We start from the raw sequence: 22,845 nt of genomic DNA, 5'->3' as shown, positions 1-22,845 counted from the left end.
ATTATGCGCCCTTGCCGGGCGCTGCCGGCTCCTTGAAGCTGAAGACGACCAGGCCGATGGCGCCGGCGACGATGCAGGCGTCGGCCACGTTGAACGCGGGCCAGTGCCAGTCGCCCACGTACCAGTCGACGAAGTCCACGACGTAGCCGTAGCGCACGCGGTCGATCACGTTGCCGATCGCGCCGGAGATGATCAGGGCGAAGGGCAGCGCCGTGCGCCAGTCCGTCCGCGGCGTGCGCGCCAGCCCGACCACGAGGGCGACGCTGACCACCACCGCCAGCCCGGTGAAGAACCAGCGCTGCCAGCCGCCGGCCGTGGACAGGAAGCTGAAGGCGGCGCCGTAGTTGTGCACCAGGGTCCAGTTCCAGAAGCCCTCGATGAAGGGCACCGGGCGGGCGTATTCCAGGCTGGCCGTGGCCAGCCACTTGCTCCACTGGTCCACCACGAGCAGCACGGCCGACAGGCCGAGCCAGGACAGCGCGTTGGGCGACGGGCGCGACATCAGAACCACCGCCGGGTTTCGCCGGCGCCGTTGACGTTCTGCACGCAGCGGCCGCACAGCTGCGGGTCGTCGGCATGGCTGCCGACGTCGGCGCGGTAGTGCCAGCAGCGCACGCACTTGCCGTGCGAGGAGGCCGCCGCCTGCACCTTCACGCCCTCGCCCGCCTGCAGCGACAGGCGCGAGGTGATGAAGAAGAAGCGCAGCTCGTCGGCCACCGGGGCGAGCTTCGTGGCCAGCTCCGGGCCCACCGTCAGGTCGACCTCGGCCTCGAGCGAGGCGCCGATCTGGCCGCCGGCGCGCATCGGCTCGAGCACCTTGCTCACTTCCTCGCGCAGGCCCAGCAGCGCGTCGAAATCAGCGGCCGAGAGCGCGGCGCCCGCCGGCAGCGGCGCCAGGCCCTCGTACCAGGTGGTGAACAGCACGTGGCCCTCGCGCTCGCCGGGCAGGTGCTGCCAGATTTCGTCGGCGGTGAAGCTCAGCACCGGCGCGATCCAGCGCACGAAGGCCTCGGCGATGCGGAACATCGCGCTCTGCGCCGAGCGGCGGCCGTGGCTGTCGCGCGGCATGGTGTAGAGGCGGTCCTTGGTGACGTCCAGGTACACCGCGCCCAGGTCGTTGGTGCAGAAGTTCTGCACCGCGGCCACCACGGCGGCGAAATCGTAGGCGTCGTAGGCGGCGCGGATCTTCTGCTGCAGCTCGAAGGCGCGGTGCACGGCCCACTGGTCGAGCAGCAGCAGCCGGTCGTTGGGCAGCAGGTGCGCGGCCGGGTCGAAGCCATGCAGGTTGCCCAGCAGGAAGCGCGCGGTGTTGCGGATGCGGCGGTAGTTGTCGGCGCTGCGCTTGAGGATGTCGTCGGACACCGACATCTCGTTGCGGTAGTCGGCCGAGGCCACCCACAGGCGCAGCACGTCGGCGCCGAGCGCGTCGTTGACCTTCTGCGGCTCGACCACGTTGCCGACCGACTTGGACATCTTGCGGCCCTGTGCGTCGACGGTGAAGCCGTGCGTCAGCACCGCCTTGTACGGCGCCACGCCGTCCATGGCCACGCCGGTGAGCAGCGAGCTCTGGAACCAGCCGCGGTGCTGGTCGGAGCCCTCGAGGTAGAGGTCGGCCGGCTTGCGCAGGCCGTCGCCGGCGCGCGCGGCGAGCACCGCCTCGTGGGTGACGCCCGAATCGAACCACACGTCGAGGATGTCGGTGACCTTCTCGTAGTCGGCCGCTTCGGCGCCAACGAGTTCGGCCGGATCGAGCGAGAACCAGGCATCGGTGCCCTGCTCCGCCACGCGGTCGGCCACGGCGCGCATCAGCTCCACCGAACGCGGGTGCGGCTCGCCGCTGACCTTGTGGATCAGCAGCGTGATCGGCACGCCCCAGGTGCGCTGGCGGCTGATGCACCAGTCCGGGCGGCCCTCGACCATGCCGGCGATGCGCGCCTGGCCCCAGTCGGGCACGAACTGCACGCCCTGCACCGCCTTCAATGCATCGCGGCGCAGGTGCGCCTGCTCCATCGAGATGAACCACTGTGGCGTGGCGCGGAAGGCCACCGGCGACTTGTGGCGCCAGCAGTGCGGGTAGCTGTGCTCCATCTTGCCCGAGGCCAGCAGCACGCCGCGCTCGGCCAGCAGGCCGGTGATGAAGTCGTTGGCCTTCCAGATGTACTGGCCCTCCACCAGCGGAGTGCCCGGCAGGTACACGCCGTTGCCGCCGATGGGGTTGAGCACGGGCTGCTTGTACTTCTCGAGCAGGCCGTACTTCACGCCGACCTGGTAGTCCTCCTGGCCGTGGCCGGGCGCCGTGTGCACCGCGCCGGTACCGGCGTCGGTGGTGACGTGGTCGCCGAGGAGGACGGGGATGTCGCGCTCGTAGAACGGGTGGCGCAACACGACGCCTTCCAGCGCCTCGCCGGTGGCGCGGCCGAGCACGACCGGCGTTTCCACGCCGTAGCGCTTGAGCGCGTCCTCGTGCAGGGCCTCGGCCAGCACCAGCAGCACGCGCTTGCCGTCGCGGGCCGGGCCTTCGACCAGCACGTAGTCGATTTCGGCGCCCAGGGTCACGGCCAGCGAGGCCGGCAGCGTCCAGGGCGTGGTGGTCCAGATCGGCACGGCGACGATGGCGTCGCCGGCGTCGGCGCCGAACTTCGCGGCCACGGCCCGGGGCTCGTATGCGTCATACGCCACGTCCACCTGCGGCGAGACCTTGTCGGCGTATTCGATCTCGGCCTCGGCCAGGGCCGAGCCGCAGTCGAAGCACCAGTGCACCGGCTTGACGCCGCGCGTGAGGTGCCCGCGCTCGACGATCTTCGCCAGCGCGCGCAGCATGTCGGCCTCGAAGCTGAAGTCCATGCTGCGGTACGGGTTGTCCCAGTCGCCGAGAACGCCCAGGCGCTGGAAATCCTTCGACTGCCCGGCGATCTGCTCGGCGGCGTACTCGCGGCACTTGGCGCGGAACTGCGCGGCGTCGAGCTTCTGGCCGACCTTGCCGTGCTTTTTCTCCACCACCAGCTCGATCGGCAGGCCGTGGCAGTCCCAGCCCGGCACGTAGGGCGCGTCGAAGCCCGAGAGCAGCTTCGACTTCACCACCAGGTCCTTGAGGATCTTGTTGACCGCGTGGCCGATGTGGATCGAGCCGTTGGCATACGGCGGGCCGTCGTGCAGCACGAACAGCGGCCGGCCCCTGGCCTTCTCGCGCACGCGCTGGTACAGGCCCTGCCGCTGCCAGCCGGCCAGCATGCCCGGCTCGCGCTTGGGCAGGTCGCCGCGCATCGCGAATGCCGTCTCGGGCAGGCTGATGGTGTGCTTGTAGTCCTTGCCGCCGTTCTCGCTCACGCCGTCACTCCGCGTTCTTCCCTGTCTTGGCGCAAAACGCGCCGGGCCTGCCGGGCATCCTCGTCCATCTGGCGCACCAGGGACGGCAGGTCGTCGAATTTTTCCTCGTCGCGCAGCTTGGCGACGAACTCCACTTCGATGCGCGAGCCGTACAGATCTCCGTCGAAGTCGAACACATGGGCCTCGAGCAGGGGCTCGACGCCTTGCACCGTCGGCCGCGTGCCCAGGCTGGCCACGCCGGCGCGCGGCACCGGGCCGATGCCGTGCACCCAGACCGCGAAGATGCCGCCCAGCGGCGCCTTCTTGCCGGCCAGCCGGAGGTTGGCCGTAGGGTAGCCGAGCTGGCGCCCGAGCTGCTTGCCGCGCACCACCTTGCCGGCGATGGCGTAGCGCCGGCCCAGCGCGGCCGCGGCGGCGTCGAGGTCGCCGGCCGCCAGGTGCGCACGCACCGCGCTGGCCGAAACGCGCCCGGCGGCGTCGGCCACCACCGGCACTTCGGCCGCGGTGAAACCATGGCGCTCGCCCAGGGCCTGCAGCAGGCCCAGGTCGCCGGCGCGGCGGTGGCCGAAGCGGAACTCCGGGCCCACCCACACCTCGCGCGCGGCCAGTCGCTGCACCAGCACGCGCTCGACGAAGGCCTCGGCCGACATCGCCGCCATCGCCGCGTTGAAGCGCAGCAGGCCGACGACGTCCATGCCCAGGCCCCGCAGGCCCTCGAACTTGGCGCGCGGCAGCAGCAGGCGCGCCGGCGGCGTGGCCGGGGCGAAAAATTCACGCGGCAGGGGTTCGAAGCTCAGCGCCACTGCGGCCAGGCCGGTGGCCCGCGCACGCGCGCGCACGTGGCCGACCAGGGCCTGGTGCCCCCGGTGGAGGCCGTCGAAGGCACCGATGCAAACCACGCTGCCCTGCGGGCAAGCAGGCTTGCCCTCGACGTCCCGGAACAGCTTGTTCATCCGGAAATTATAGCCGGGCCCACTCACCGGCCGCGCAGTTCGCGCGGACGCCAGCCCAGGGCCAGCAGGGCCAGTCCGTAGGCGCCGGCGCCCGCTGCCACCACCGCCAGCATCAGGCCCCAGCGCGCCAGCCCCGACCAGGCGCGCCAGTCGCCCACGGCCTGCACGGCCGCCAGCACCGCCGCCGCCAGCGCCAGGCTGGCCACCAGCAGCCGCAGCAGGTGCCGGCCCCAGCCGGGCTCGAGCCGGAAGCCGGCCTGTTTGCGCAGGGCGCGCCACAGCAGCCCGGCATTGGCCAGGCCGGCCAGGCCGGTGGCCAGGGCGATGCCCGCGTGTGCGCCCGGCACGGCGCCCAGCCACAGCGGCGTGGTAATGGCCGCCGTCAGCGCCACGTTGATCAGGACCGTGGCCACGGCGGCCCGCATCGGCGTCCTGGTGTCCTGGCGGGCGTAGAAGGCCGAGAGCAGCACCTTGCTGGCCATGAAGCCGGGAATGCCCAGGCTCATGGCCATCAGGCTGAGCGCGGTCATGTGGCTGTCGCCGGGCAGGAACTGGCCGCGCTCGAAGATCACGATCGCCAGCGGCTCGGCCAGCAGGGCCAGGCCCAGCGCGGCCGGGATGGCCAGCAGCAGCACCGTGCGCAGGCCCCAGTCGAGCGAGGCGGCGTAGCCGGCGGTGTCGGCGTCGGCGTGGCGACGCGCCAGGTGCGGCAGGATGACCGTGCCCAGGGCCACGCCGAACAGGCCGAGCGGGAATTCGACCAGACGGTCGGAGTAATAGAGCCAGCTCTGGCTGCCGTCGACCAGCAGCGAGGCGAACAGGGTGCCGAAGATCAGGTTGAGCTGGGCCACCGAGGACGAAAACAGGGTGGGCAGCATCAGCGCGCCCACCCGGCGCACGCCGGGGTGGCGCAGGTTGAGGCGCAGCCGCGGGCGCAGGCCCAGCCGGCCCATCGCCGGCCACAGCAGGGCCAGCTGCAGCACGCCGGCCGCGAGCACGCCCCAGGCCAGGGCCTTGATCGGCACCGCCAGCAGGGGCGCGAGCAGCAGCATGGCGGCGATCACGGCCAGGTTGTGCAGCACGGGGGTCACGGCCGGCAGGGCGAAGCGCTGGAAGCTGTTGAGCACGGCGCCGGCCAGGGCGGTCATCGAGACCAGGGCCAGGTAGGGGAAGACGATGCGCAGCAGGTCGGTGGTCAGGCCGAACTTGGCCGGGTCGTCGAGCATGCCGGGGGCGATCAGGGCCACCACCAGCGGCGCCGCCAGCAGGCCCAGGCCGCTGACCACCAGCACGGTGGCGCACAGGGCGCCGGCCACGTGGTCGAGGAAGTCCTTCAGGGCCGCCTCGTCGCCGCGCTGGCGCAGCTCGGACAGCACCGGCACGAAGGCCGAGGCGAACGAGCCCTCGGCGAAGATCCGGCGCAGGTAGTTGGGGATGCGGTAGGCCACCGCGAAGGCGTCGACGATGCCGCCGGCGCCGAAGACCTGGGCCTGGACCACGTCCCGGGCGAAGCCGGCCAGGCGCGAAAGCAGGGTCATGGCGCTGAAGACGGCGGTCGAGCGCAGCAGGCCGCCGCCCCGGGCCTTGCCCCCCTCGGGCGGGCTCATGCCGGCCTCCCGGGGGGTGTTTGACTCAAGCTACTGAATCGACCATAATTTCGGGTCTTTCCACCCCCATTTCCCGGCCAGGGCGTCTCGCTGCGGCCACCGTCCAACGATTCCAGGAGCCCTCCGTGGCCAACATCAAGTCCGCCAAGAAGCGCGCCAAGCAGACCGTCGTCCGCAACGCCCGCAATGCCAGCCAGCGTTCCATGCTGCGCACCGCCGTGAAGAAGGTCATCAAGGCCCTCGACGCCAAGGACGCCGCCGGCGCCGAAGCCGCCTTCGCCGTCGCCCAGCCGATCCTGGACCGCTACTCGTCGCGCGGCCTGATCCACAAGAACAAGGCCGCCCGCCACAAGAGCCGCATCAGCGCCCACATCAAGGCCCTGAAGCAGGCCTGATCCGCCGGCGCCGCAAGGCGCCGCGATCGGCGAGAAAAGGCCGGCGCAAGCCGGCCTTTTTGCTGCCTGTCTTTCGCCCGCCCGGTATGCGGCCGGGCGAACTGCCCCGGCCTGCGGGCGCGGGGCGAAACCCTCAGCCGCCACGCGCCATCTCCGCGCGCGCCGCGGCGTCCTCGGCGGCCTCGAGCGCCGCCGCCTTCTGGTCGTCGAAGAACTGCTGCACCTTGAGCACGATCGGCCAGGTGCCCTCGCGGCCGATGGCCGAGACCACGAACCAAGGTTCCTTCCAGCCCAGGGCCTCGACCACGGCCCTGGCGCGCGCCTCGCGTTCGGACTCGGGCAGCAGGTCGGCCTTGTTGAACACCAGCCAGCGCGGCTTCTCCAGCATCGCCGGGTCATGCTTGCGCAGCTCGGCCTCGATGGCGCGCACCTGCTCGGCCGGGTCGACGCCTTCGTCGAAGGGCGCGATGTCCACCAGGTGCAGCAGCAGGCGGGTGCGCTGGACGTGGCGCAGGAACTGCGCGCCCAGGCCGGCGCCGTCGGCCGCGCCCTCGATCAGGCCGGGGATGTCGGCGATGACGAAGCTGCGGTCCATCTCGACGCTGACCACGCCCAGGTTCGGGTAGAGCGTGGTGAACGGGTAGTCGGCCACCTTCGGCGTGGCCGCGGACACGGCGCGGATGAAGGTGGACTTGCCCGCGTTGGGGAAGCCCAGCAGGCCCACGTCGGCCAGCAGCTTGAGCTCGAGGCGGATCTCGCGCTCCTCGCCCTCGGTGCCCGGGCCGGCCTTGCGCGGCGCGCGGTTGACCGAGCTCTTGAAGTGCACGTTGCCCTTGCCGCCCAGGCCGCCCTGGGCGACGAGCAGGCGTTCGCCGTGGCGGGTGAGGTCGCCGATGATCTCCTCGGTGCCGACGTTGATCACCTCGGTGCCCACCGGCACGCGGATCACCACGTCCTCGCCGGCCTTGCCGAACATCTGCCGGCCCATGCCGTTCTGGCCGCGCTGGGCGCGGTAGTGGCGCTGGTGGCGGAAGTCCACCAGGGTGTTGAGGTTCTCGTCGGCCTGCAGCCACACGCTGCCGCCGTCGCCGCCGTCGCCGCCGTCCGGCCCGCCGAGCGGGATGAACTTCTCGCGCCGGAAGCTGATGCAGCCGTTGCCGCCATTGCCGGCGGTGACGGTGATCTGCGCTTCATCAACGAATTTCACGGGTAATGTCCCAGGCGGCGACCGCGGGGGGCCTGCGCCACGATTGTGGGCCGTCGGCGCCGCGCCGTGAAGGGCGCCACGCCGGCTGGCCGGGGGTCTGAAAACAAAAGCCCCGCCGAAGCGGGGCCCTTGCGGCGGAACCGGGCGGCGATCAGGCCGCCGGGACCACGCTCACGGTGCGGCGCTTCTTGGGGCCCTTGACCGAGAAATCCACCACGCCGTCCACGAGGGCGAACAGGGTGTGGTCGCGGCCGAGGCCGACGCCCGGGCCCGGGTGGAACTCGGTGCCACGCTGGCGGACGATGATGTTGCCGGCCTCGATGGCCTGGCCGCCGAACATCTTCACGCCGAGGTACTTCGGGTTGGAATCGCGGCCGTTGCGGGACGAGCCTACGCCTTTTTTCTGTGCCATGACGAATGCTCCTCGTGCTTAGCCGGCGATGCCGGTGATTTCGATTTCGGTGAAATACTGCCGGTGGCCCATCTGCTTGCGATGGTGCTTGCGGCGACGGAACTTGACGATGCGGACCTTGCCGAGGCGGCCGTGCGACTTGATGGTCGCGGTGACCTTGGCGCCGTTGACGGTCGGGGCACCGACCTTCACGTTCTCGCCGTCGCCGAGCATCAGGACCTTGTCGATCTCGAAGCTCTTGCCTTCCTCGAGGTCGATCTTCTCGACCTTCAGGGTCTCGCCCTGCATAACGCGGTACTGCTTACCGCCGGTAACGATGACTGCGTACATGACCGGGATTCCTCTGTAGTTATTTTGGACGAACCTGCCCGCGGTCGACGGGACAGAAGCGGAATTATAGGGCTTGCCGGGCGCCAGACGCAAGCCCCTGTCCACAAAGGACTTTCACCCGGTGTAGCCGGCCGGACTGGCCCGGGCTGCTAGACTGCCCGGTTCCCGATTCCGCCAGCCGCTCAGGAGCCTTCCCCGGCGCATGGACACCATCCGCATCCGCGGTGCCCGCACCCACAACCTCAAGAACATCGACCTCGACCTGCCCCGGAACCGGCTGATCGTGATCACCGGCCTGTCCGGCTCGGGCAAGTCCTCCCTGGCCTTCGACACCATCTATGCCGAGGGCCAGCGCCGCTACGTCGAGTCCCTGTCGGCCTACGCCCGGCAGTTCCTGAGCGTGATGGAGAAGCCCGACGTCGACCACATCGAGGGCCTGAGCCCGGCCATCTCGATCGAGCAGAAGTCCACCTCGCACAACCCGCGCTCGACCGTCGGCACCATCACCGAGGTCTACGACTACCTGCGCCTGCTGTTCGCCCGCGTCGGCACCCCGCGCTGCCCGGACCACCACTACCCGCTCGAGGCCCAGACGGTCGGCCAGATGGTGGACCAGGCGCTGGCCCTGCCGGCCGACCGCCGCTACATGCTGCTGGCCCCGGTGGTGCGCGACCGCAAGGGCGAACACGCCCAGGTCTTCGACCAGCTGCGCGCCCAGGGCTTCGTGCGCGTGCGGGTCAACGGCCAGCTGCACGAGCTCGACGCCGTGCCCACCCTGGCCCTGCGCCAGAAACACACCATCGAGGCCGTGATCGACCGCTTCAAGCCGCGCGAGGACCTCAAGCAGCGCCTGGCCGAGAGCTTCGAGACCGCGCTCAAGCTCGGCGACGGCCTGGCCCAGGTGCAGGACCTCGACGACGCCACGGTGCCGCCGCTGCTGTTCTCCTCCAAGTTCAGCTGCCCGGCCTGCGACTACGCCCTGCCCGAGCTCGAGCCGCGCCTGTTTTCGTTCAACGCGCCGATGGGCGCCTGCCCGTCCTGCGATGGCCTGGGCATCACCCAGTTCTTCGACCCCTCGCGCGTGGTCGTGCACCCGGAGCTGAGCCTGGCGGCCGGCGCCGTGCGCGGCTGGGACCGCCGCAACGCCTACTACTTCCAGCTCATCGCCTCGCTGGCCAAGCATTACGGCTTCGACCCCGACACCGCCTGGGAGTCGCTCGACGAATCGGTGCGCCAGGCCGTGCTCTACGGCAGCGGCGAGGAGCTGATCACCTTCACCTACCTCACCGAGTCCGGCGGCCGCACCCAGCGCAAGCACAAGTTCGAGGGCATCGTGCCCAACCTCGAGCGCCGCTACCGCGAGACCGAGTCGCAGGTGGTCAAGGAGGAGCTGGCCAAGTTCATCTCCGACCGCCCCTGCCCCGACTGCGGCGGCGCGCGCCTGAACCGCGCGGCTCGGAACGTCTTCGTGGCCGAGCGCACCCTGCCGCAGATCACCAAGCTGCCGGTGGACGAGTCGCTGGAATTCTTCTCGCACCTGCGCCTGGCCGGCTGGCGCGGCGAGATCGCCGCCAAGATCGTCAAGGAGATCCACGACCGCCTGCGCTTCCTGGTGGACGTGGGCCTCGATTACCTCACGCTCGAGCGCAAGGCCGACTCGCTCTCGGGCGGCGAGGCCCAGCGCATCCGCCTGGCCAGCCAGATCGGCGCCGGCCTGGTGGGCGTGATGTACGTGCTCGACGAGCCCTCGATCGGCCTGCACCAGCGCGACAACGAGCGCCTGCTGGGCACGCTCACCCGCCTGCGCGACCTGGGCAACACGGTCATCGTGGTCGAGCACGACGAGGACGCCATCCGCCTGGCCGACCACATCGTCGACATCGGCCCGGGCGCCGGCGTGCACGGCGGCGAGGTGGTGGCCGAGGGCAGCTACGACGACGTGCTCAAGGCGCCGCGCTCGGTCACCGGCGACTACCTCTCGGGCCGCCGGCGCATCGAGATCCCGGCGCAGCGGCACAAGCCCAACCCCAAGATGATGCTGCAGCTGCGCGGCGCCAGCGGCAACAACCTCAAGGACGTGGACCTGTCGATCCCGGCCGGGTTGTTCACCTGCATCACCGGCGTGTCCGGCTCGGGCAAGTCCACGCTGATCAACGACACGCTCTACCACCTGGCCGCCAACGAGCTCAACGGCGCCTCGCACACCGCCGCGCCGCACCGCGAGGTGGTCGGCCTGGACCTGTTCGACAAGGTGGTGGACATCGACCAGAGCCCGATCGGCCGCACGCCGCGCTCGAACCCGGCCACCTACACCGGCCTGTTCACGCCGCTGCGCGAACTGTTCGCGCAGGTGCCGGAGGCGCGCGCCCGCGGCTACTCGCCGGGCCGCTTCAGCTTCAACGTGCGCGGCGGCCGCTGCGAGGCCTGCCAGGGCGACGGCCTGATCAAGGTGGAGATGCACTTCCTGCCCGACGTCTACGTGCCCTGCGACGTCTGCCACGGCAAGCGCTACAACCGCGAGACGCTGGAGATCCTCTACAAGGGCTACTCCATCCACGACGTGCTCGAGATGACCGTCGAGGACGCACTCACGCTGTTCGAGCCGGTGCCGGCGCTGGCGCGCAAGCTCGAGACCCTGGTGGACGTGGGCCTGAGCTACATCAAGCTCGGCCAGCCGGCCACCACGCTCTCGGGCGGCGAGGCCCAGCGCGTGAAGCTGAGCAAGGAGCTCAGCCGCCGCGACACCGGCCGCACGCTCTACATCCTCGACGAGCCCACCACCGGCCTGCACTTCCACGACATCGAGCACCTGCTGGCCGTGCTGCACAAGCTGCGCGACGAGGGCAACACCATCGTGGTGATCGAGCACAACCTCGACGTGATCAAGACCGCCGACTGGATCGTCGACCTCGGCCCCGAGGGCGGCCACCGCGGCGGCATGATCCTGGCCGAGGGCACGCCGGAAGACATCGCCGCCAACCCGCATTCGCACACCGGCCGGTTCCTGGCCAAGCTGCTGGCCGGCGCGCCGGCGGCGCCGAAGAAAAGGAAGAAGGCATGAGCCACGTCGTCCACCAGGTCGAGCTGGAGGTGCGCTGGCGCGACCTCGACGCCTTCGACCACGTCAACAACGCCAGCTACCTGGGCTACATCGAGGAAGCGCGCGTGCGCTGGTTCAAGTCGCTCAGCGAGGACTGGGCCGGCGAGACGGCGGCGCCGATCATGGCGGCGGTGGCGGTGAACTACCGCCGGCCGATCAACTGGCCCGAGACGGTGCGCATCGAACTCATCGCCGGGCGCGTCGGCGGCAAGAGCCTGACGCTCGAGCACCGCATCACCTCGGCGACCGACCCGAACGTGCTGTATTGCGACGGCCACACCGTGCTGGTGTGGGTGGACCGCAGCGGCCAGAGCGTGCCGCTGCCCGGGAAGGTGCGCGCCGCCTGCGAACCGGCGGCCTGAAGCCCAGGGCGGCTCAGGGCGCCTCGCGCCGCACCGGGTACTGCGCGAACACGCGGCGCCCGTCCTCGAGCACCAGGCGCACGCGCGCCACGTCGCCCTCGGCCAGCGGCCGCAGCGGGCGCATCAGCATCAGGTGCAGGCCGCCGGGCTCGAAGCGCAGCTCGCCGCCGGGCGGCAGCTCGAGCCGGCCGGCGGCGCGCATGCGGCTCATGCCGTCCTCCTCCACCGTGCGGTGGATCATCGGCATGCCGAAGTCGAGGCTCTCGACATCCACCACCACCACCGGCGCCGCGCAGGGATTGCGCAGCACGAGGTAGCCGGCCAGCGTCTTGGCACCGGGCGGCGCCGAGCGCACCCACGGCTTTTCGACGACCGGCAGGCAAGCGGCCGGCTCCGCCGCAACGGCGGCTGAAGCGGGAAGCAGGGCCAGCAACCCCGCCAAAAGAAGCTGTGCGTTCATGGCCCTATAGTAATCCCACGCCCGTCGAGGAGCCCTGAATGAAGCCTTCCCTGATCTGCCTTGCCGTTGCCGCCGCGCTCTCCACGCCCGCCTGGGCGCAGGCGCCGCGACTGACCATCTACAGCGGCGGCTACGAGTCGGTCGTGCAGTCCGGCGGCATGGCCAGCGGTGCCGGCCACGCCCGCTACCAGGCCCGCGTGGCCTGGGACCTGCGCGCCGGCGACAACGAGGTGCGCCAGGGCGGCCTGCCGCCGCTGCTGGACGTCGGTTCGGTGCGGCTCGAGCCGGTCGGCGCGGCGCGCGTGCGCGGCCAGCGCTACGACTTCGGACAGGCCGGCCAGCAGGCGCTGCTGCAGCGCGCGATCGGCAAGACCGTGGTGGTCGAGCACGCGGTGGGCAACCAGCGCGAGTCGAGCACCGGCACCCTGCTCGCCGCCGGCGACGGCCTGGTGCTGCGCCTGGCGGACGGGCGGGTGAAGGCGCTCTCGAACTGGTCGGGCTTCGAACTGCCCAGCCTGCCCGAAGGCGTGGCAACCGAACCGGGCATCGCCTGGAACCTGTCGGCCCCGCGCGCCGGCCGCGAATCCTTCGACCTCGACTACGCCACCGCCGGCCTGGCCTGGCGCGCCGAGTACCAGGCCACGCTGTCCGGCCAGGGCAACGCCTGCCGCATGCGCCTGGACGGCGCGGCGCTGGTGGCCAACGGTTCGGGCGCCGATTTCCGCGGCGTGGCCCTGACCTTGGTCGCGGGCCAGCCCAATCGCGTGTCCGACGGCGGCTACGCGCCCTCGCCGATGATGGCCAAGGCCGAGCGCGGCATGGTGATGGCCGACGCCGCGCCGATGCCCGAGGCCTCCGGCGAGTACCACGCCTATCGCCTGCCCGGCACCGGCGACCTGCCCCAGGGCAGCGTGCAGCGCCTGCCGCTTATCGACCCGGTGGACGCCCTGCCCTGCGAGCGTCGCTACCAGGTCGATTCTTCGATGGGCCAGTGGCAGCCGCCGCACCCGATCATCGATGCCAACTTCGGCCCCGCCGCCGACAAACCGCCGGTCACCGCCCTGATGGCCTTCGAGAACCGCAAGGCCCGCGGCCTGGGCCTGCCGCTGCCGGCCGGTCGCGTACGGGTGTTCGACGGCACGGAGCTGCTGGGCGAAGCCAGCCTCGCCCACACGCCGGCCGAGGCCCGCGTGGAGCTGGCGCTGGGCACGGCCTTCGACCTCACCGCCGAGCGCCGCCGCGACGATTTCCAGCTCGACCGCAGCGGCCGCACGATGACTGAAACCGTCACCGTGGTGCTGCGCAACGCCAAGCCCGAGGCCGCCACCGTGCACCTGCGCGAGTCGCTGCCGCGCTGGAGCGAGTGGGAAATCACGGCCTCGAGCGTGCCGGCGCGCAAGCTCGATGCGCAGCTCGCGGGCTTCGAGCTCAGGGTGCCGGCGGGCGGCGAAGCGCAACTGAGCTACACGGTGCGATATCGTTGGGCCCCCGACGTCCGGATTCCCTGACCGACATGATCGAAATCAACGCCCAAGGGCCGATCCACGAAATCCGCCTGGCCCGCCCGCCGGTCAACGCGCTCACGCCCGAGCTGCTGGTGGCGCTGCGCACCGCCGTGCAGGCGGCGCCGGCGCAGGGCGCGAAGGCCATCATCCTTTCCGGCGGCGAGCGCGTGTTCTCCGGCGGCATGGACGTGCCGCACCTGATGGGCCTGGACGCCGCCGGGCTCAAGGCCGGTTGGGCCTCGCTGTTCTCGGCGGCGCGCGCCATCGCCGGCTCGCCGGTGCCGGTGGTCGCAGCCCTGGGCGGCCACAGCCCGGCCGGCGGCTGCGTGCTGGCGCTGTGCTGCGACTACCGCATCATGGCGCGCGGCCCCTTCCGCATCGGCCTGAACGAGGTGCAGGTCGGCCTGGTCGCGCCCGACGCCATCCAGCACCTGATGCGTCGCGTGGTCGGCCCGTATCGCGCCGAGCGCCTGCTGGTGGCCGGTGCGCTGGTGGAATCCGAGCAGGCGCTGGCGATCGGCCTGGTGGACGAACTGACCGATGCCGAACACGTCACCAAGCGCGCGCAGGTGTGGCTGCAGGAGCTGCTGGCGCTGCCGGGCGAGGCCATGCTGGCCACACGCCGCATCGCCCGCGCCGACCTGGTGGCCGCCCTCGAATCCTTCCGCGACGACGACCTCGACGCCTTCCTTGCCGAGTGGAATTCGCCCTCCACGCAGGCTGCGCTGCAGGCCCTGGTCGCCCGCCTGAAGAAATGAACGCGGCGCGCTCGAGCCGCTTGCCGCTGCTGGCGCTGGCCTGCCTGGTGCTGGCGGCCTGCGGCGAGCAGCCGTTGCCGCCGGAATACGCCAGTTACGCGGGTCACTGGCGCGGCGACGGCGTGCTGTTGGTCATCACCCCCGGCGGCCACGCCGACTACGAGCGGGTTTCCGGCGGCTCGCGCATTTCGATCGAGGGCGCGGTGCACGGCTTCGACGGCCGCGGCTTCCGCATCGGCCCGCGCCCGCTGGGCGCACGCTTCGAGGTGCAGCAGCCGCCGCGGCTGGAGAACGGCCGCTGGCGCATGACCGTGGACGGCCATCCGCTGGTTCGCGTCGAAGTGATGCCCGTGCAGTCGGGCCGGGACAGGCTCGCGCCCTGATCAGTCGCCGGTGGCCACCGGACGCGAACGATCACTCACCCAGCCGCTCCACGAGGCCGCGAAGATGCGCGCGCCATGCAGCCCGGCATGTTCCATCGCCAGCAGGTTGTGGCAGGCGGTGACGCCCGAACCGCAGGACAGCACCACCTCGCCCGGCGCACGGCCGGCAAGCAGCGCCTCGAACTCTTCCCGCAGCCGGGCCGCCGGCTTGAAGCGGCCATCGACGAGATTGTCCTGGAGCGGGCGGTTGCGGGCTCCGGGGATGTGGCCGGCGACTGGGTCGAGCGGTTCGACCTCGCCGCGAAAGCGCGGTGCCGGGCGTGCGTCCAGCAGCCAGCCAGGGGCCTCGCCCAGGCGCGACTGCACTTCCTCGACTCGCGCCACGCGCGAAAGGTCCAGGCGCAGGGGATACGGTGGCCTGGCCTTCGGCGTGCTCGCATCCATCGGGCCGCCGATCGCCTGCCAGGCCGCCAGGCCGCCGTCGAGCACCGCCACGCGCGCGTGCCCGCACAGGCGCAGCAGCCACCACAGGCGCGCCGCGGCCATCGAACCATCCCCGGCGTCGTAGGCCACCACCTGGTCGTCCGGACCGATGCCCAGGCGCCCCAGCACCGCGGCGAAGGCTTCGGCGTCCGGCAGCGGATGGCGGCCTTCCGACGCCGGCTTGCGCTTGTCCGACAGGTCTTCGTCGAGGTGGGCATGACCCGCGCCCGGAAGGTGCGCCTGCTTCCAGGCTTCCCGACCGCCCTGGGTATCCGCGCCGCCGGCGACGTTGCGGCAGTCCACCAGCACGAGTCCGGGCGCGCCCAGGCGCGCCAGCAAGTCAGGAGCGGATACGAGGGTCGTCCAGTTCATCGCTGCTTCTCCAGTCGCTGGCGGAAGTTGACCAGCATCGCCGCCGTGGCGCCCCAGATCCGGTGCCCGGCAAAACGATACTCAAGCACGTTGCGGCGGCGTCCCTGGAAATCCACTTCGTGCGAATGCACGTTGGCCGGGTCGAGCAGGAACGACAGCGGTACTTCGAAGGCCTCGGCGACTTCGGACGGATCCGGCACCGGCACGAAGCCGCCGCGCACGGAGGCGACCACCGGAAACACGTGGAAACCGGTGATGGTGACGAAGGGATCGAGGTAGCCCAGCGGCGACGACAGGGCATCGCTCAGCCCCACTTCCTCGCGCGCCTCGCGCAGCGCCGCGGCGACGGGATCGGCGTCGTCGGGCTCGATGCGGCCGCCGGGAAAGGCGACCTGGCCGGCGTGGTGGCGCAGCACTTCGGTACGACGGGTCAGCAGCACCTGCGGGCCATCGCGGCGTTCGACCAGGGCCACCAGCACGGCGGCGGGACGCAGCGGAAGGTTCGGGGGCAGCAGGTCGGCCAGTTCGGCCTGGTTCCAGCCGGGTCCGGCGGGGGGCTCGCCCAGCGGATGCAGGGCGGCGGGGATCCGTTCGAACGGATCCTGCGGGAGGGTCACGCGCGCGCGGCCTCGCGGCCAGGCAGCACGACCTCCATCAGGTGCAGGCGTTCATCGTCGCTCATCTGCGACCAGCGGGCGATTTCCGCCGTACTGCGATGGCAGCCTTCGCACAGCCCGCCGGCGTCGAGCGAACAAACGCCGATGCAGGGGCTGAGCACCGCTCGGAAGCCGAAGGCGTTGGACATTGGAAGACCAGAAAAGCACGGGGCCGCGCCGTCGCCGGCGCGGCCCCGCGTGGATTACTTGACGCTGATCAGGCGGACTTCGAACACCAGCGCCTGGCCCGGACCGACCGGGGAGCGCGGGTTGTTGGCGAAGCCCTGGTCCGGCGGCAGGAACACTTCCCAACGCGAACCAGCGGCCATCAGGGGCAGCACTTCGCGGATGCCCGGCACCGGGAATTCCTCGACCACGTGGGTGGACGGCTGGGCGTCCTGGGTGGCGAGGGTGTTGGCGAACTCACGGCCCGAGGACACCGAACCACGGAAGTGCAACTGCACCGTGCTCTTGGCATTGGGCTTTGCGCCCGTGCCCGGCTCGATCACGCGGTACTGGATGCCGTTGGGCAGCACGGTGATGCCCGGCTTGCTGCGGTTCTGGGCGAGGAAGGCGTCGGAAGCGGCCTTGTTCTCGTTGGCCTGGCGCTCGAAATCGGCGCGGGCCTGGCTGGCCAGGCGCATCTGCAGGGCGACCAGCTGGCCTTCCATCTGCTCGGTCGGGTACTGGGGCGCACGCTTGGCGTAGCCGTCCTGGAGACCCTTGATGACCGCGTTGAGGTCGATGTCCATGCCCGGACCGACCAGGTCCTTGCCCATGTCGAAGCCGATGGCGTAGCTGAGCACCGGCTTGTTGGCCGGCGGCGGCTGCGGCGGGTTCGCCGGGGCGGTCTGGGCCAGGGCCATGCTGGCGCTCAGGCCGAGGGCCGCCATGCCGGCAGCGATCAAACGCAACTTCATCAGGGAATCTCCGGTTGATTTGGATGGGGCGATGTGGGGCCCCGAACGCCGCGCTAGGATAGCCCCCGCACGGCTTAACCGCCACTGACACTTTCCCGTGGCCGGCGCTCAGACCGGGCGCGGTGCCGAGAGTTCCCCTGCAAGGAGATTCACCCCCATGGACCACCGCAACCTGCTGGTCGAGGACCAGGGCGCGATCCGCCGGATCACCCTCAACCGCCCCGACAAGCTCAATGCCCTCGACCATGCCACCCTGAGCGAGCTGCACGCGGCCTTCGAGGCCGCCGGCCGCGACCCGGGCGTGCGCGTGGTGGTGCTCACCGGCGCCGGCCCCAAGGCCTTCGTCGCCGGCGCCGACATCGCCGAGATGAACGGCCTGAGCCCGGCCCAGGCGCGCGACTTCTCCGCCCACGGCCAGGCCCTGATGACCCGCATCGAGCGCCTGGGCAAGCCGGTCATCGCCCGCATCAACGGCTTCGCCCTGGGCGGCGGCCTGGAACTGGCCATGGCCTGCCACCTGCGCATCGCCGCCGACACCGCCAGGGTGGGCCAGCCGGAAATCAACCTCGGCCTGGTGCCCGGCTTCGGCGGCACCCAGCGCCTGCTGCGCCTGGCCGGCCGCGCCGCCTGCCTGGAACTGTGCCTGCTGGGCGCTCCGATCGACGCCACCCGCGCAGCGGCCCTGGGCATCGTCAACCGCGTGGTGCCGGCCGATGCGCTCGACGCCGAGGTCGACGCCCTCGCGAACCAGCTCGCCAACGCCGCGCCGCTGGCCCTGCGCGGCATCCTCGACGCCGTGCTGCTGGGCGGCGAAGCGCCACTGGACACCGCGCTCGACCACGAGACCCAGGTGTTCGCGGTGACCTTCTCCACCGAGGACATGAAGGAAGGCACCAGCGCCTTCCTCGCCCGCCGCAAGCCGCAGTTCAGCGGCCGCTGAGGCCGGCACCGGCCGTGCACCTGCACGCCATCCACGGCGGCCTGGCGCTCGAGGGCCACAAGGCCGCCTCCGCGGCCGGAGGCCTGCGTGCCTGCCCACCGCCGCCAAGGCTGGTGCTGGCCCTGCGCCAGCACGCCGGCCTGCCGGCCCGTCCGGTGGTGGCCGTGGGAGAGCGGGTGGCCCGCGGCCAGGTCCTGGCCTTGCCCGAAGGATCGGGCGCCCCGGTGCATGCGCCGCTGGCCGCCCGCGTGCTCGCCATCGAGGACCGGCCGCTGCCCGGCCAGGGCGCGCCCGCCGTGCCCCACCTGGTGCTCGAACCCACCGGCTCGGCCGAAGCCGCGCTGCTTGCGCCGCTGCCCGACGATGCGGCGCCCGGGGCCCTGCGCACGCGCATCGCCGAAGCGGGCCTGGTCGGCCTCGGCGGCGCCGGCTTCCCGACCGCCGGCAAGCTCGATGCCGCACGCGAGCTGGTGATCATCAACGGGGCCGAATGCGAGCCCTGGATCAGCTGCGACGACGCCCTGCTGCGCGCCCACGCCGGGGAGGTGCTGCGCGGCGCGCGTCTGCTGGCACGTGCGGCCGGCGCAAGGCGCGTGCTGCTGGCGGTCGAGGACGACATGCGCGAGGCGCTGGCGGCCTGCCGCGCCGCGGCGGCCGAAGACGGCGGCGACATCGAAGTCGTTGCCGTGCCGGCGCGTTACCCCGCCGGCGGCGAGCGGCAGCTGATCCAGGCACTCACCGGCCGGGAAGTGCCGCGCGGCGGCCTGCCGCGCGACCTGGGCATCGTGGTTTTCAACGTCGGCACCGCCCGCGCTGCCTGGCGCGCGGTGGCGCTGGGCGAGCCGCTGGTGGAACGCGTGGTGACGGTCACCGGCCCGGGCGTCGCGCAGCCGGGCAACTTCCTGGTGCCGCTGGGGACACCGGTGTCGCACCTGGTCGAACTGGCCGGCGGCTACACGCCGCTGGCGCGACGGCTGCTGCTGGGCGGGCCGATGATGGGCACGGCGCTGGCGCACGACGACTTCCCGATCGGCAAGACCCAGCACTGCGTGCTCGTGCTGGGCGAACGCGACCTGCGCCCGGCCACCGAAGATATGCCCTGCATCCGCTGCGGCGACTGCGCCAGCGCCTGCCCGGCGCGCCTGCTGCCGCAGCAGCTGCTCTGGCAGGCGCGCGCGGACCGGCTCGACGACGCACGCGAGCAGGGCCTGCCCGACTGCATCGAATGCGGCTGCTGCGACCTCGCCTGCCCCAGCCACATCCCGCTGACCGAAACCTTCCGCCGCGCCAAGGGCGCGCTGCTCGCGCGCGATGCCGACGCCGCCGATGCCGCGGCCGCCAAGGCCCGATTCGAGGCGCGCCAGCAGCGGCTCGAACGCGAGGCCGCCGAACGCGAGGCGCGGCTGGCCGCGCGCAAGGCCGCGGCCGCCAGCCCCGAGGCCGTGGCCGCGGCGCTCGAACGCGCCCGCGCCCGCCGCGCCGCCCAGCAAAATCCGGACGAGCCCGCATGAGGACCTTCGACACCGCCCCCGCGCCGCACCTGCCGTCGCGCCGCAGCGTGCGCGGCGTGATGGCACGCGTGCTGCTGGCGCTGGCGCCGGGCGTGGCCGCGCACGCCTGGTTCTTCGGGCCGGGCATCGTCATCCAGATCGCGCTGGCCACCGCGTTCGCGCTGGTATTCGAAGCCGCGATGCTCAAGGCCCGCGGCCAGCCGCTGCGGCCTTTCCTCACCGACCTGAGCGCGCCGCTCACCGCCGTGCTGTTCGCGCTGTGCCTGCCGCCGCTGGCGCCGTGGTGGCTGGCGGCGATCGGCATGTTCGCCGCCATCGTGGTGGCCAAGCACCTCTTCGGCGGCCTGGGCCACAACCTGTTCAACCCCGCGATGGTAGGGCTGGCGGTGGTGCTGCTGGCCTTCCCGCGCGTGTTCACCCAGTGGCTGGCGCCGGCCGGTCTGGAGGGCGCGCTGCCAGCGCCGGGCCTGGCCGACAGCCTCGTGGCCATCCTCACCGGCACCCTGCCGCCGCCCTGGGCCTGGGACACGCTGGCGCAGGCCACGCCGCTCGACACCGTGCGCACGCTGTCGAGCCAGGGCGTGACGCTGTCGGAAATCCGCGGCACGCCGCTGTTTGGCGATTTCGGCGGCCGCGGCTGGGAATGGGTGGCCAACTTCTTCGCCCTCGGCGGCCTGGCCTTGCTGTGGCTTCGACTGATTCCCTGGCAGGTGCCGGTGGCGACGCTGGGCACCACGGTGCTGCTCACCCTGCCCTTCTGGCTGCTCGACCCCGACCTGCACCCGATGCCGCTGCAGCACGTGTTTTCCGGCGCACTGGTGCTGGCCGCGTTTTTCATCGCCACCGACCCGGTGAGCGGCTGCACCACGCCGCGCGGGCGGCTGGTGTTCGGCGCCGGCGTGGCCGTGCTGACGCTGGCGATCCGGCGCTGGGGCGGCTACCCGGACGGCGTCGCGTTCGCGGTGCTGCTGATGAACTGCGCCGCGCCCTGGATCGACGCCCACACCCGCCCGCGCATCCTCGGCGAGGGCCGCGCGCCATGAGCGGCGCACCGCGCGAGGCGCTGCGGGCCGCCGCGCAGCTGGCGCTGGCCGGGCTGGCCGCGGCCGTGCTGCTGGCCGGCACCTGGGCGCTGACCCGCGAGCGCATCGCCGAGAGCGAACACCGGGCCCAGCGCGAGGCGCTGCAGATCGTGCTGCCGGCGGCGCTGCACGACAACGACCCGATCGCCGACGCGGTGAGCGTGCGTGCGCCGGGCTGGCTGGGCCAACCCGAATCCACCGTGCGTCGCGCCCGCCGCGGCGACGCGCCGGTGGCGCTGGTGCTCGACGCCACCGCGCCCGACGGCTACGGCGGCCCGATCCGCCTGCTCATCGCCATCGACCAGGGCGGCCGCGTGCTCGGCGTGCGGGTGACGGCGCATGCGGAAACCCCGGGCCTGGGCGACGACATCGAGGCCGGCCGCAGCGACTGGATCACCCGTTTCACCGGCCGCGCCCTCGGCGACCCGGAGCCGGCGCGCTGGCGGGTGCAGCGCGAGGGCGGCGAATTCGCGCAGTTCGCCGGCGCGACACTGACGCCGCGTGCGGTGGTGGCGGCGGTGCGCCGCGCGCTGCAGTTCGTGGCCGAGCACGGCGACGCGGTCCGCGGGGCCGAGGCCGGCGCTACACTTTCCTTCAACGACGCGCCCGCCGACCCGCCGCCCGCCCGATGAGTTCCCCCACGCCCCGCGCCATCCTCGAATACGGCCTGTCCAGCGGCAACGTCGGCCTGGTGCAGATGCTCGGCCTGTGCCCGCTGCTGGCGGTCAGCAACAACGCAGTGAACGCGCTGGGCCTGGGACTGGCCACGGTGCTGGCGCTGACCGCCACCAACACCGTCGTGGCGGCCATCCGCCGCGCCACCCGCCGCGACGTGCGCATTCCCGCCTTCATCATGGTCATCGCCGCGGTGGTCACCGCCATCGAGCTGTCGATGCGCGCCTTCCTGCCGGGGCTGCACGCGGTGCTGGGCCTGTTCATCCCGCTGATCGTCACCAACTGCGCGCTGATGGGCCGCGCCGAGGCCTTCGCCTCGCGCCAGGACCCGGCCCGCGCCGCGCTCGACGGCTTCGCCACGGGCCTGGGTTTCCTTTGGGTGCTGCTGGCCATCGGCGGCATCCGCGAGGCCCTGGGCGAAGGCAGCCTGTTCGCCGGTGCCGGCGAGCTGCTGGGCCTGCCCGGCCTCGAACTCGCCGTGGCCGGCTACCCGGGCTTCGTGCTGGCCCTGCTGCCGATCGGCGCCTTCGGCGTGCTGGCCTGCCTGGTGGCGCTGCGCCAGGCCTGGCGCCTGCGCGCGGCCGGGGGCGCGGCATGAAGCCGGCGGACCGGCGCGAACTGTTCGCGCGCCTGAAGGAACTCAACCCGAAACCGACCACCGAGCTCGAGTACAGCACACCCTTCGAACTGCTGGTGGCGGTGACGCTCTCGGCCCAGGCCACCGACGTGGGCGTGAACAAGGCCACGCGCAAGCTGTTCCCGGTCGCCAATACGCCGCAGGCCATCCTCGACCTGGGCGAGGACGGGCTGAAGAAGTACATCTCCACCATCGGCCTGTTCAACGCCAAGGCCGCGAACGTGGTCGCCGCCTGCCGGATCCTGGTGGAGAAGCACGGCGGCGAGGTGCCGCGCGACCGCGAGTCGCTCGAGGCCCTGCCGGGCGTGGGCCGCAAGACCGCCAACGTGGTGCTCAACACGGCCTTCGGCGAGCCCACCATCGCGGTGGACACGCACATCTTCCGCGTCTCCAACCGCACCGGCCTGGCGCCGGGCAAGACCGTGCGCGCGGTCGAGGACAAGCTGCTCAAGGCGGTGCCGGCCGAATACCGGCTCGACGCCCACCACTGGCTGATCCTGCACGGGCGCTACGTGTGCAAGGCGCGCAAGCCCGACTGCCCGCAGTGCGTGATCCGTGACCTGTGCCGGTTCAAGGACAAGACGAAGGAACCAGGTTCATTTTCCGACCGAACCGGGGGCAAAGCCCCGGGTCCGGCCGGAAAATGAACCTGGTTCCCTTGCTTCAAAAAATGGTTCTTCTCCCAACTGAGGGGAGTGGCGCACGGCCGACCCGGTAGATTTGTTGGTGTCTAAGCAGCAAATCGGGGCCGGCCGTGGCCGACGGGAATT

At 71.8% G+C, this 22,845-nt stretch carries 21 protein-coding genes and 2 pseudogenes; 12 read left to right on the top strand and 11 right to left on the bottom strand.

Going from position 1 to position 22,845, the window contains the following annotated elements; genetic code table 11:
- Position 1: 1 nt before the first annotated feature.
- The 4 genes from lspA to murJ are packed head-to-tail and all read right to left on the bottom strand — an operon-like array spanning position 2 to position 5,887.
- Positions 2-505: a signal peptidase II gene (lspA, locus tag ABS41_RS01155; RefSeq protein WP_290589728.1), complete on the bottom strand. Its 504-nt coding sequence runs from the start codon at positions 503-505 to the stop codon at positions 2-4.
- On the bottom strand, positions 502-3,264 hold the full coding sequence (ileS, locus tag ABS41_RS01150) for an isoleucine--tRNA ligase (protein ID WP_290589724.1): 2,763 nt from the start codon (positions 3,262-3,264) through the stop codon (positions 502-504). The genes lspA and ileS overlap by 4 nt, the downstream gene beginning before the upstream one ends.
- 59 nt (positions 3,265-3,323) lie before the next feature.
- Entirely contained in the window at positions 3,324-4,280 is a 957-nt protein-coding gene (locus tag ABS41_RS01145; RefSeq protein ID WP_290589288.1) for a bifunctional riboflavin kinase/FAD synthetase, read from the bottom strand.
- Positions 4,281-4,303: 23 nt separating this feature from the next.
- Positions 4,304-5,887, bottom strand: a complete 1,584-nt coding sequence (gene murJ, locus ABS41_RS01140) for a murein biosynthesis integral membrane protein MurJ (RefSeq protein WP_290589285.1) — start codon at positions 5,885-5,887, stop codon at positions 4,304-4,306.
- A gap of 125 nt (positions 5,888-6,012) precedes the next feature.
- Here murJ and rpsT point away from each other — a divergent pair, with 125 nt between their 5' ends.
- Positions 6,013-6,282, top strand: coding sequence for a 30S ribosomal protein S20 (gene rpsT, locus ABS41_RS01135; RefSeq protein ID WP_290589282.1), 270 nt, complete (start codon positions 6,013-6,015; stop codon positions 6,280-6,282).
- Positions 6,283-6,415: 133 nt separating this feature from the next.
- On the opposite strand, the gene cgtA is transcribed toward rpsT, so the two are convergent.
- The 3 genes from cgtA to rplU all read right to left on the bottom strand — a co-directional run bounded on the left by cgtA (position 6,416) and on the right by rplU (position 8,231).
- Positions 6,416-7,489: an Obg family GTPase CgtA gene (cgtA, locus tag ABS41_RS01130; RefSeq protein ID WP_290589279.1), complete on the bottom strand. Its 1,074-nt coding sequence runs from the start codon at positions 7,487-7,489 to the stop codon at positions 6,416-6,418.
- Positions 7,490-7,640: 151 nt separating this feature from the next.
- Positions 7,641-7,901: a 50S ribosomal protein L27 gene (gene rpmA, locus ABS41_RS01125; RefSeq protein WP_290589276.1), complete on the bottom strand. Its 261-nt coding sequence runs from the start codon at positions 7,899-7,901 to the stop codon at positions 7,641-7,643.
- A gap of 18 nt (positions 7,902-7,919) precedes the next feature.
- Positions 7,920-8,231 carry a 50S ribosomal protein L21 gene (gene rplU, locus ABS41_RS01120; RefSeq protein WP_290589273.1) on the bottom strand — a complete coding sequence of 104 codons (312 nt, stop codon included), beginning with the start codon at positions 8,229-8,231 and terminating at the stop codon, positions 7,920-7,922.
- A 202-nt stretch (positions 8,232-8,433) separates the two neighbouring features.
- On the opposite strand from rplU, the pseudogene uvrA reads away from it, so the two are divergent.
- Positions 8,434-11,250, top strand: a pseudogene (gene uvrA / locus ABS41_RS01115) (excinuclease ABC subunit UvrA); the annotation flags it as partial.
- A 38-nt stretch (positions 11,251-11,288) separates the two neighbouring features.
- Positions 11,289-11,693, top strand: a complete 405-nt coding sequence (locus ABS41_RS01110; protein WP_290589270.1) for a thioesterase family protein — start codon at positions 11,289-11,291, stop codon at positions 11,691-11,693.
- A gap of 13 nt (positions 11,694-11,706) precedes the next feature.
- Here ABS41_RS01110 and ABS41_RS01105 read toward each other — a convergent pair whose 3' ends face one another.
- On the bottom strand, positions 11,707-12,153 hold the full coding sequence (locus ABS41_RS01105; protein ID WP_290589267.1) for a copper chaperone PCu(A)C: 447 nt from the start codon (positions 12,151-12,153) through the stop codon (positions 11,707-11,709).
- A gap of 38 nt (positions 12,154-12,191) precedes the next feature.
- Here ABS41_RS01105 and ABS41_RS01100 point away from each other — a divergent pair, with 38 nt between their 5' ends.
- From ABS41_RS01100 to ABS41_RS01090, 3 genes are read left to right on the top strand one after another with little or no spacing between them, the layout of a single operon-like run.
- Entirely contained in the window at positions 12,192-13,661 is a 1,470-nt protein-coding gene (locus tag ABS41_RS01100; protein WP_290589263.1) for a DUF4139 domain-containing protein, read from the top strand.
- 5 nt (positions 13,662-13,666) lie between these two features.
- Positions 13,667-14,416 (top strand): enoyl-CoA hydratase/isomerase family protein, encoded by a 750-nt coding sequence (locus ABS41_RS01095; protein ID WP_290589260.1) that lies wholly within the window; start codon positions 13,667-13,669, stop codon positions 14,414-14,416.
- Positions 14,413-14,799, top strand: coding sequence for a hypothetical protein (locus ABS41_RS01090; RefSeq protein ID WP_290589257.1), 387 nt, complete (start codon positions 14,413-14,415; stop codon positions 14,797-14,799). Before ABS41_RS01095 ends, ABS41_RS01090 begins: the two co-directional genes overlap by 4 nt.
- On the opposite strand, the gene ABS41_RS01085 is transcribed toward ABS41_RS01090, so the two are convergent.
- From ABS41_RS01085 to ABS41_RS01075, 3 genes and pseudogenes are all read right to left on the bottom strand, one after another.
- Positions 14,800-15,654, bottom strand: a complete 855-nt coding sequence (locus ABS41_RS01085; protein ID WP_290589254.1) for a sulfurtransferase — start codon at positions 15,652-15,654, stop codon at positions 14,800-14,802. It abuts the gene before it with no gap.
- Positions 15,651-16,459: pseudogene (locus ABS41_RS01080) on the bottom strand (DUF1289 domain-containing protein). Before ABS41_RS01080 ends, ABS41_RS01085 begins: the two are co-directional and overlap by 4 nt.
- A gap of 54 nt (positions 16,460-16,513) precedes the next feature.
- Positions 16,514-17,230, bottom strand: coding sequence for an FKBP-type peptidyl-prolyl cis-trans isomerase N-terminal domain-containing protein (locus ABS41_RS01075; RefSeq protein ID WP_290589251.1), 717 nt, complete (start codon positions 17,228-17,230; stop codon positions 16,514-16,516).
- A 157-nt stretch (positions 17,231-17,387) separates the two neighbouring features.
- Between ABS41_RS01075 and ABS41_RS01070 the strand changes: the two genes are divergently transcribed.
- From ABS41_RS01070 to nth, 6 genes are read left to right on the top strand one after another with little or no spacing between them, the layout of a single operon-like run.
- Complete coding sequence (locus ABS41_RS01070; RefSeq protein ID WP_290589248.1) at positions 17,388-18,170, top strand: enoyl-CoA hydratase-related protein; 783 nt, start codon at positions 17,388-17,390, stop codon at positions 18,168-18,170.
- Between the two features lie 14 nt (positions 18,171-18,184).
- Positions 18,185-19,681 carry an electron transport complex subunit RsxC gene (rsxC, locus tag ABS41_RS01065; protein ID WP_290589245.1) on the top strand — a complete coding sequence of 499 codons (1,497 nt, stop codon included), beginning with the start codon at positions 18,185-18,187 and terminating at the stop codon, positions 19,679-19,681.
- Positions 19,678-20,724, top strand: a complete 1,047-nt coding sequence (locus ABS41_RS01060) for an RnfABCDGE type electron transport complex subunit D (RefSeq protein ID WP_290589243.1) — start codon at positions 19,678-19,680, stop codon at positions 20,722-20,724. Before rsxC ends, ABS41_RS01060 begins: the two co-directional genes overlap by 4 nt.
- On the top strand, positions 20,721-21,395 hold the full coding sequence (gene rsxG / locus ABS41_RS01055; protein WP_290589238.1) for an electron transport complex subunit RsxG: 675 nt from the start codon (positions 20,721-20,723) through the stop codon (positions 21,393-21,395). The genes ABS41_RS01060 and rsxG overlap by 4 nt, the downstream gene beginning before the upstream one ends.
- Positions 21,392-22,036, top strand: a complete 645-nt coding sequence (gene rsxE / locus ABS41_RS01050) for an electron transport complex subunit RsxE (RefSeq protein WP_290589235.1) — start codon at positions 21,392-21,394, stop codon at positions 22,034-22,036. The genes rsxG and rsxE overlap by 4 nt, the downstream gene beginning before the upstream one ends.
- Positions 22,033-22,722, top strand: a complete 690-nt coding sequence (gene nth, locus ABS41_RS01045; RefSeq protein WP_290589232.1) for an endonuclease III — start codon at positions 22,033-22,035, stop codon at positions 22,720-22,722. The genes rsxE and nth overlap by 4 nt, the downstream gene beginning before the upstream one ends.
- Positions 22,723-22,845 lie beyond the last annotated feature (123 nt).

The sequence above is a fragment of the Arenimonas sp. SCN 70-307 genome, assembly GCF_001724815.1.
Lineage (GTDB): Bacteria > Pseudomonadota > Gammaproteobacteria > Xanthomonadales > Xanthomonadaceae > Arenimonas.
This window is presented reverse-complemented; position numbering and strand designations above follow the sequence as displayed.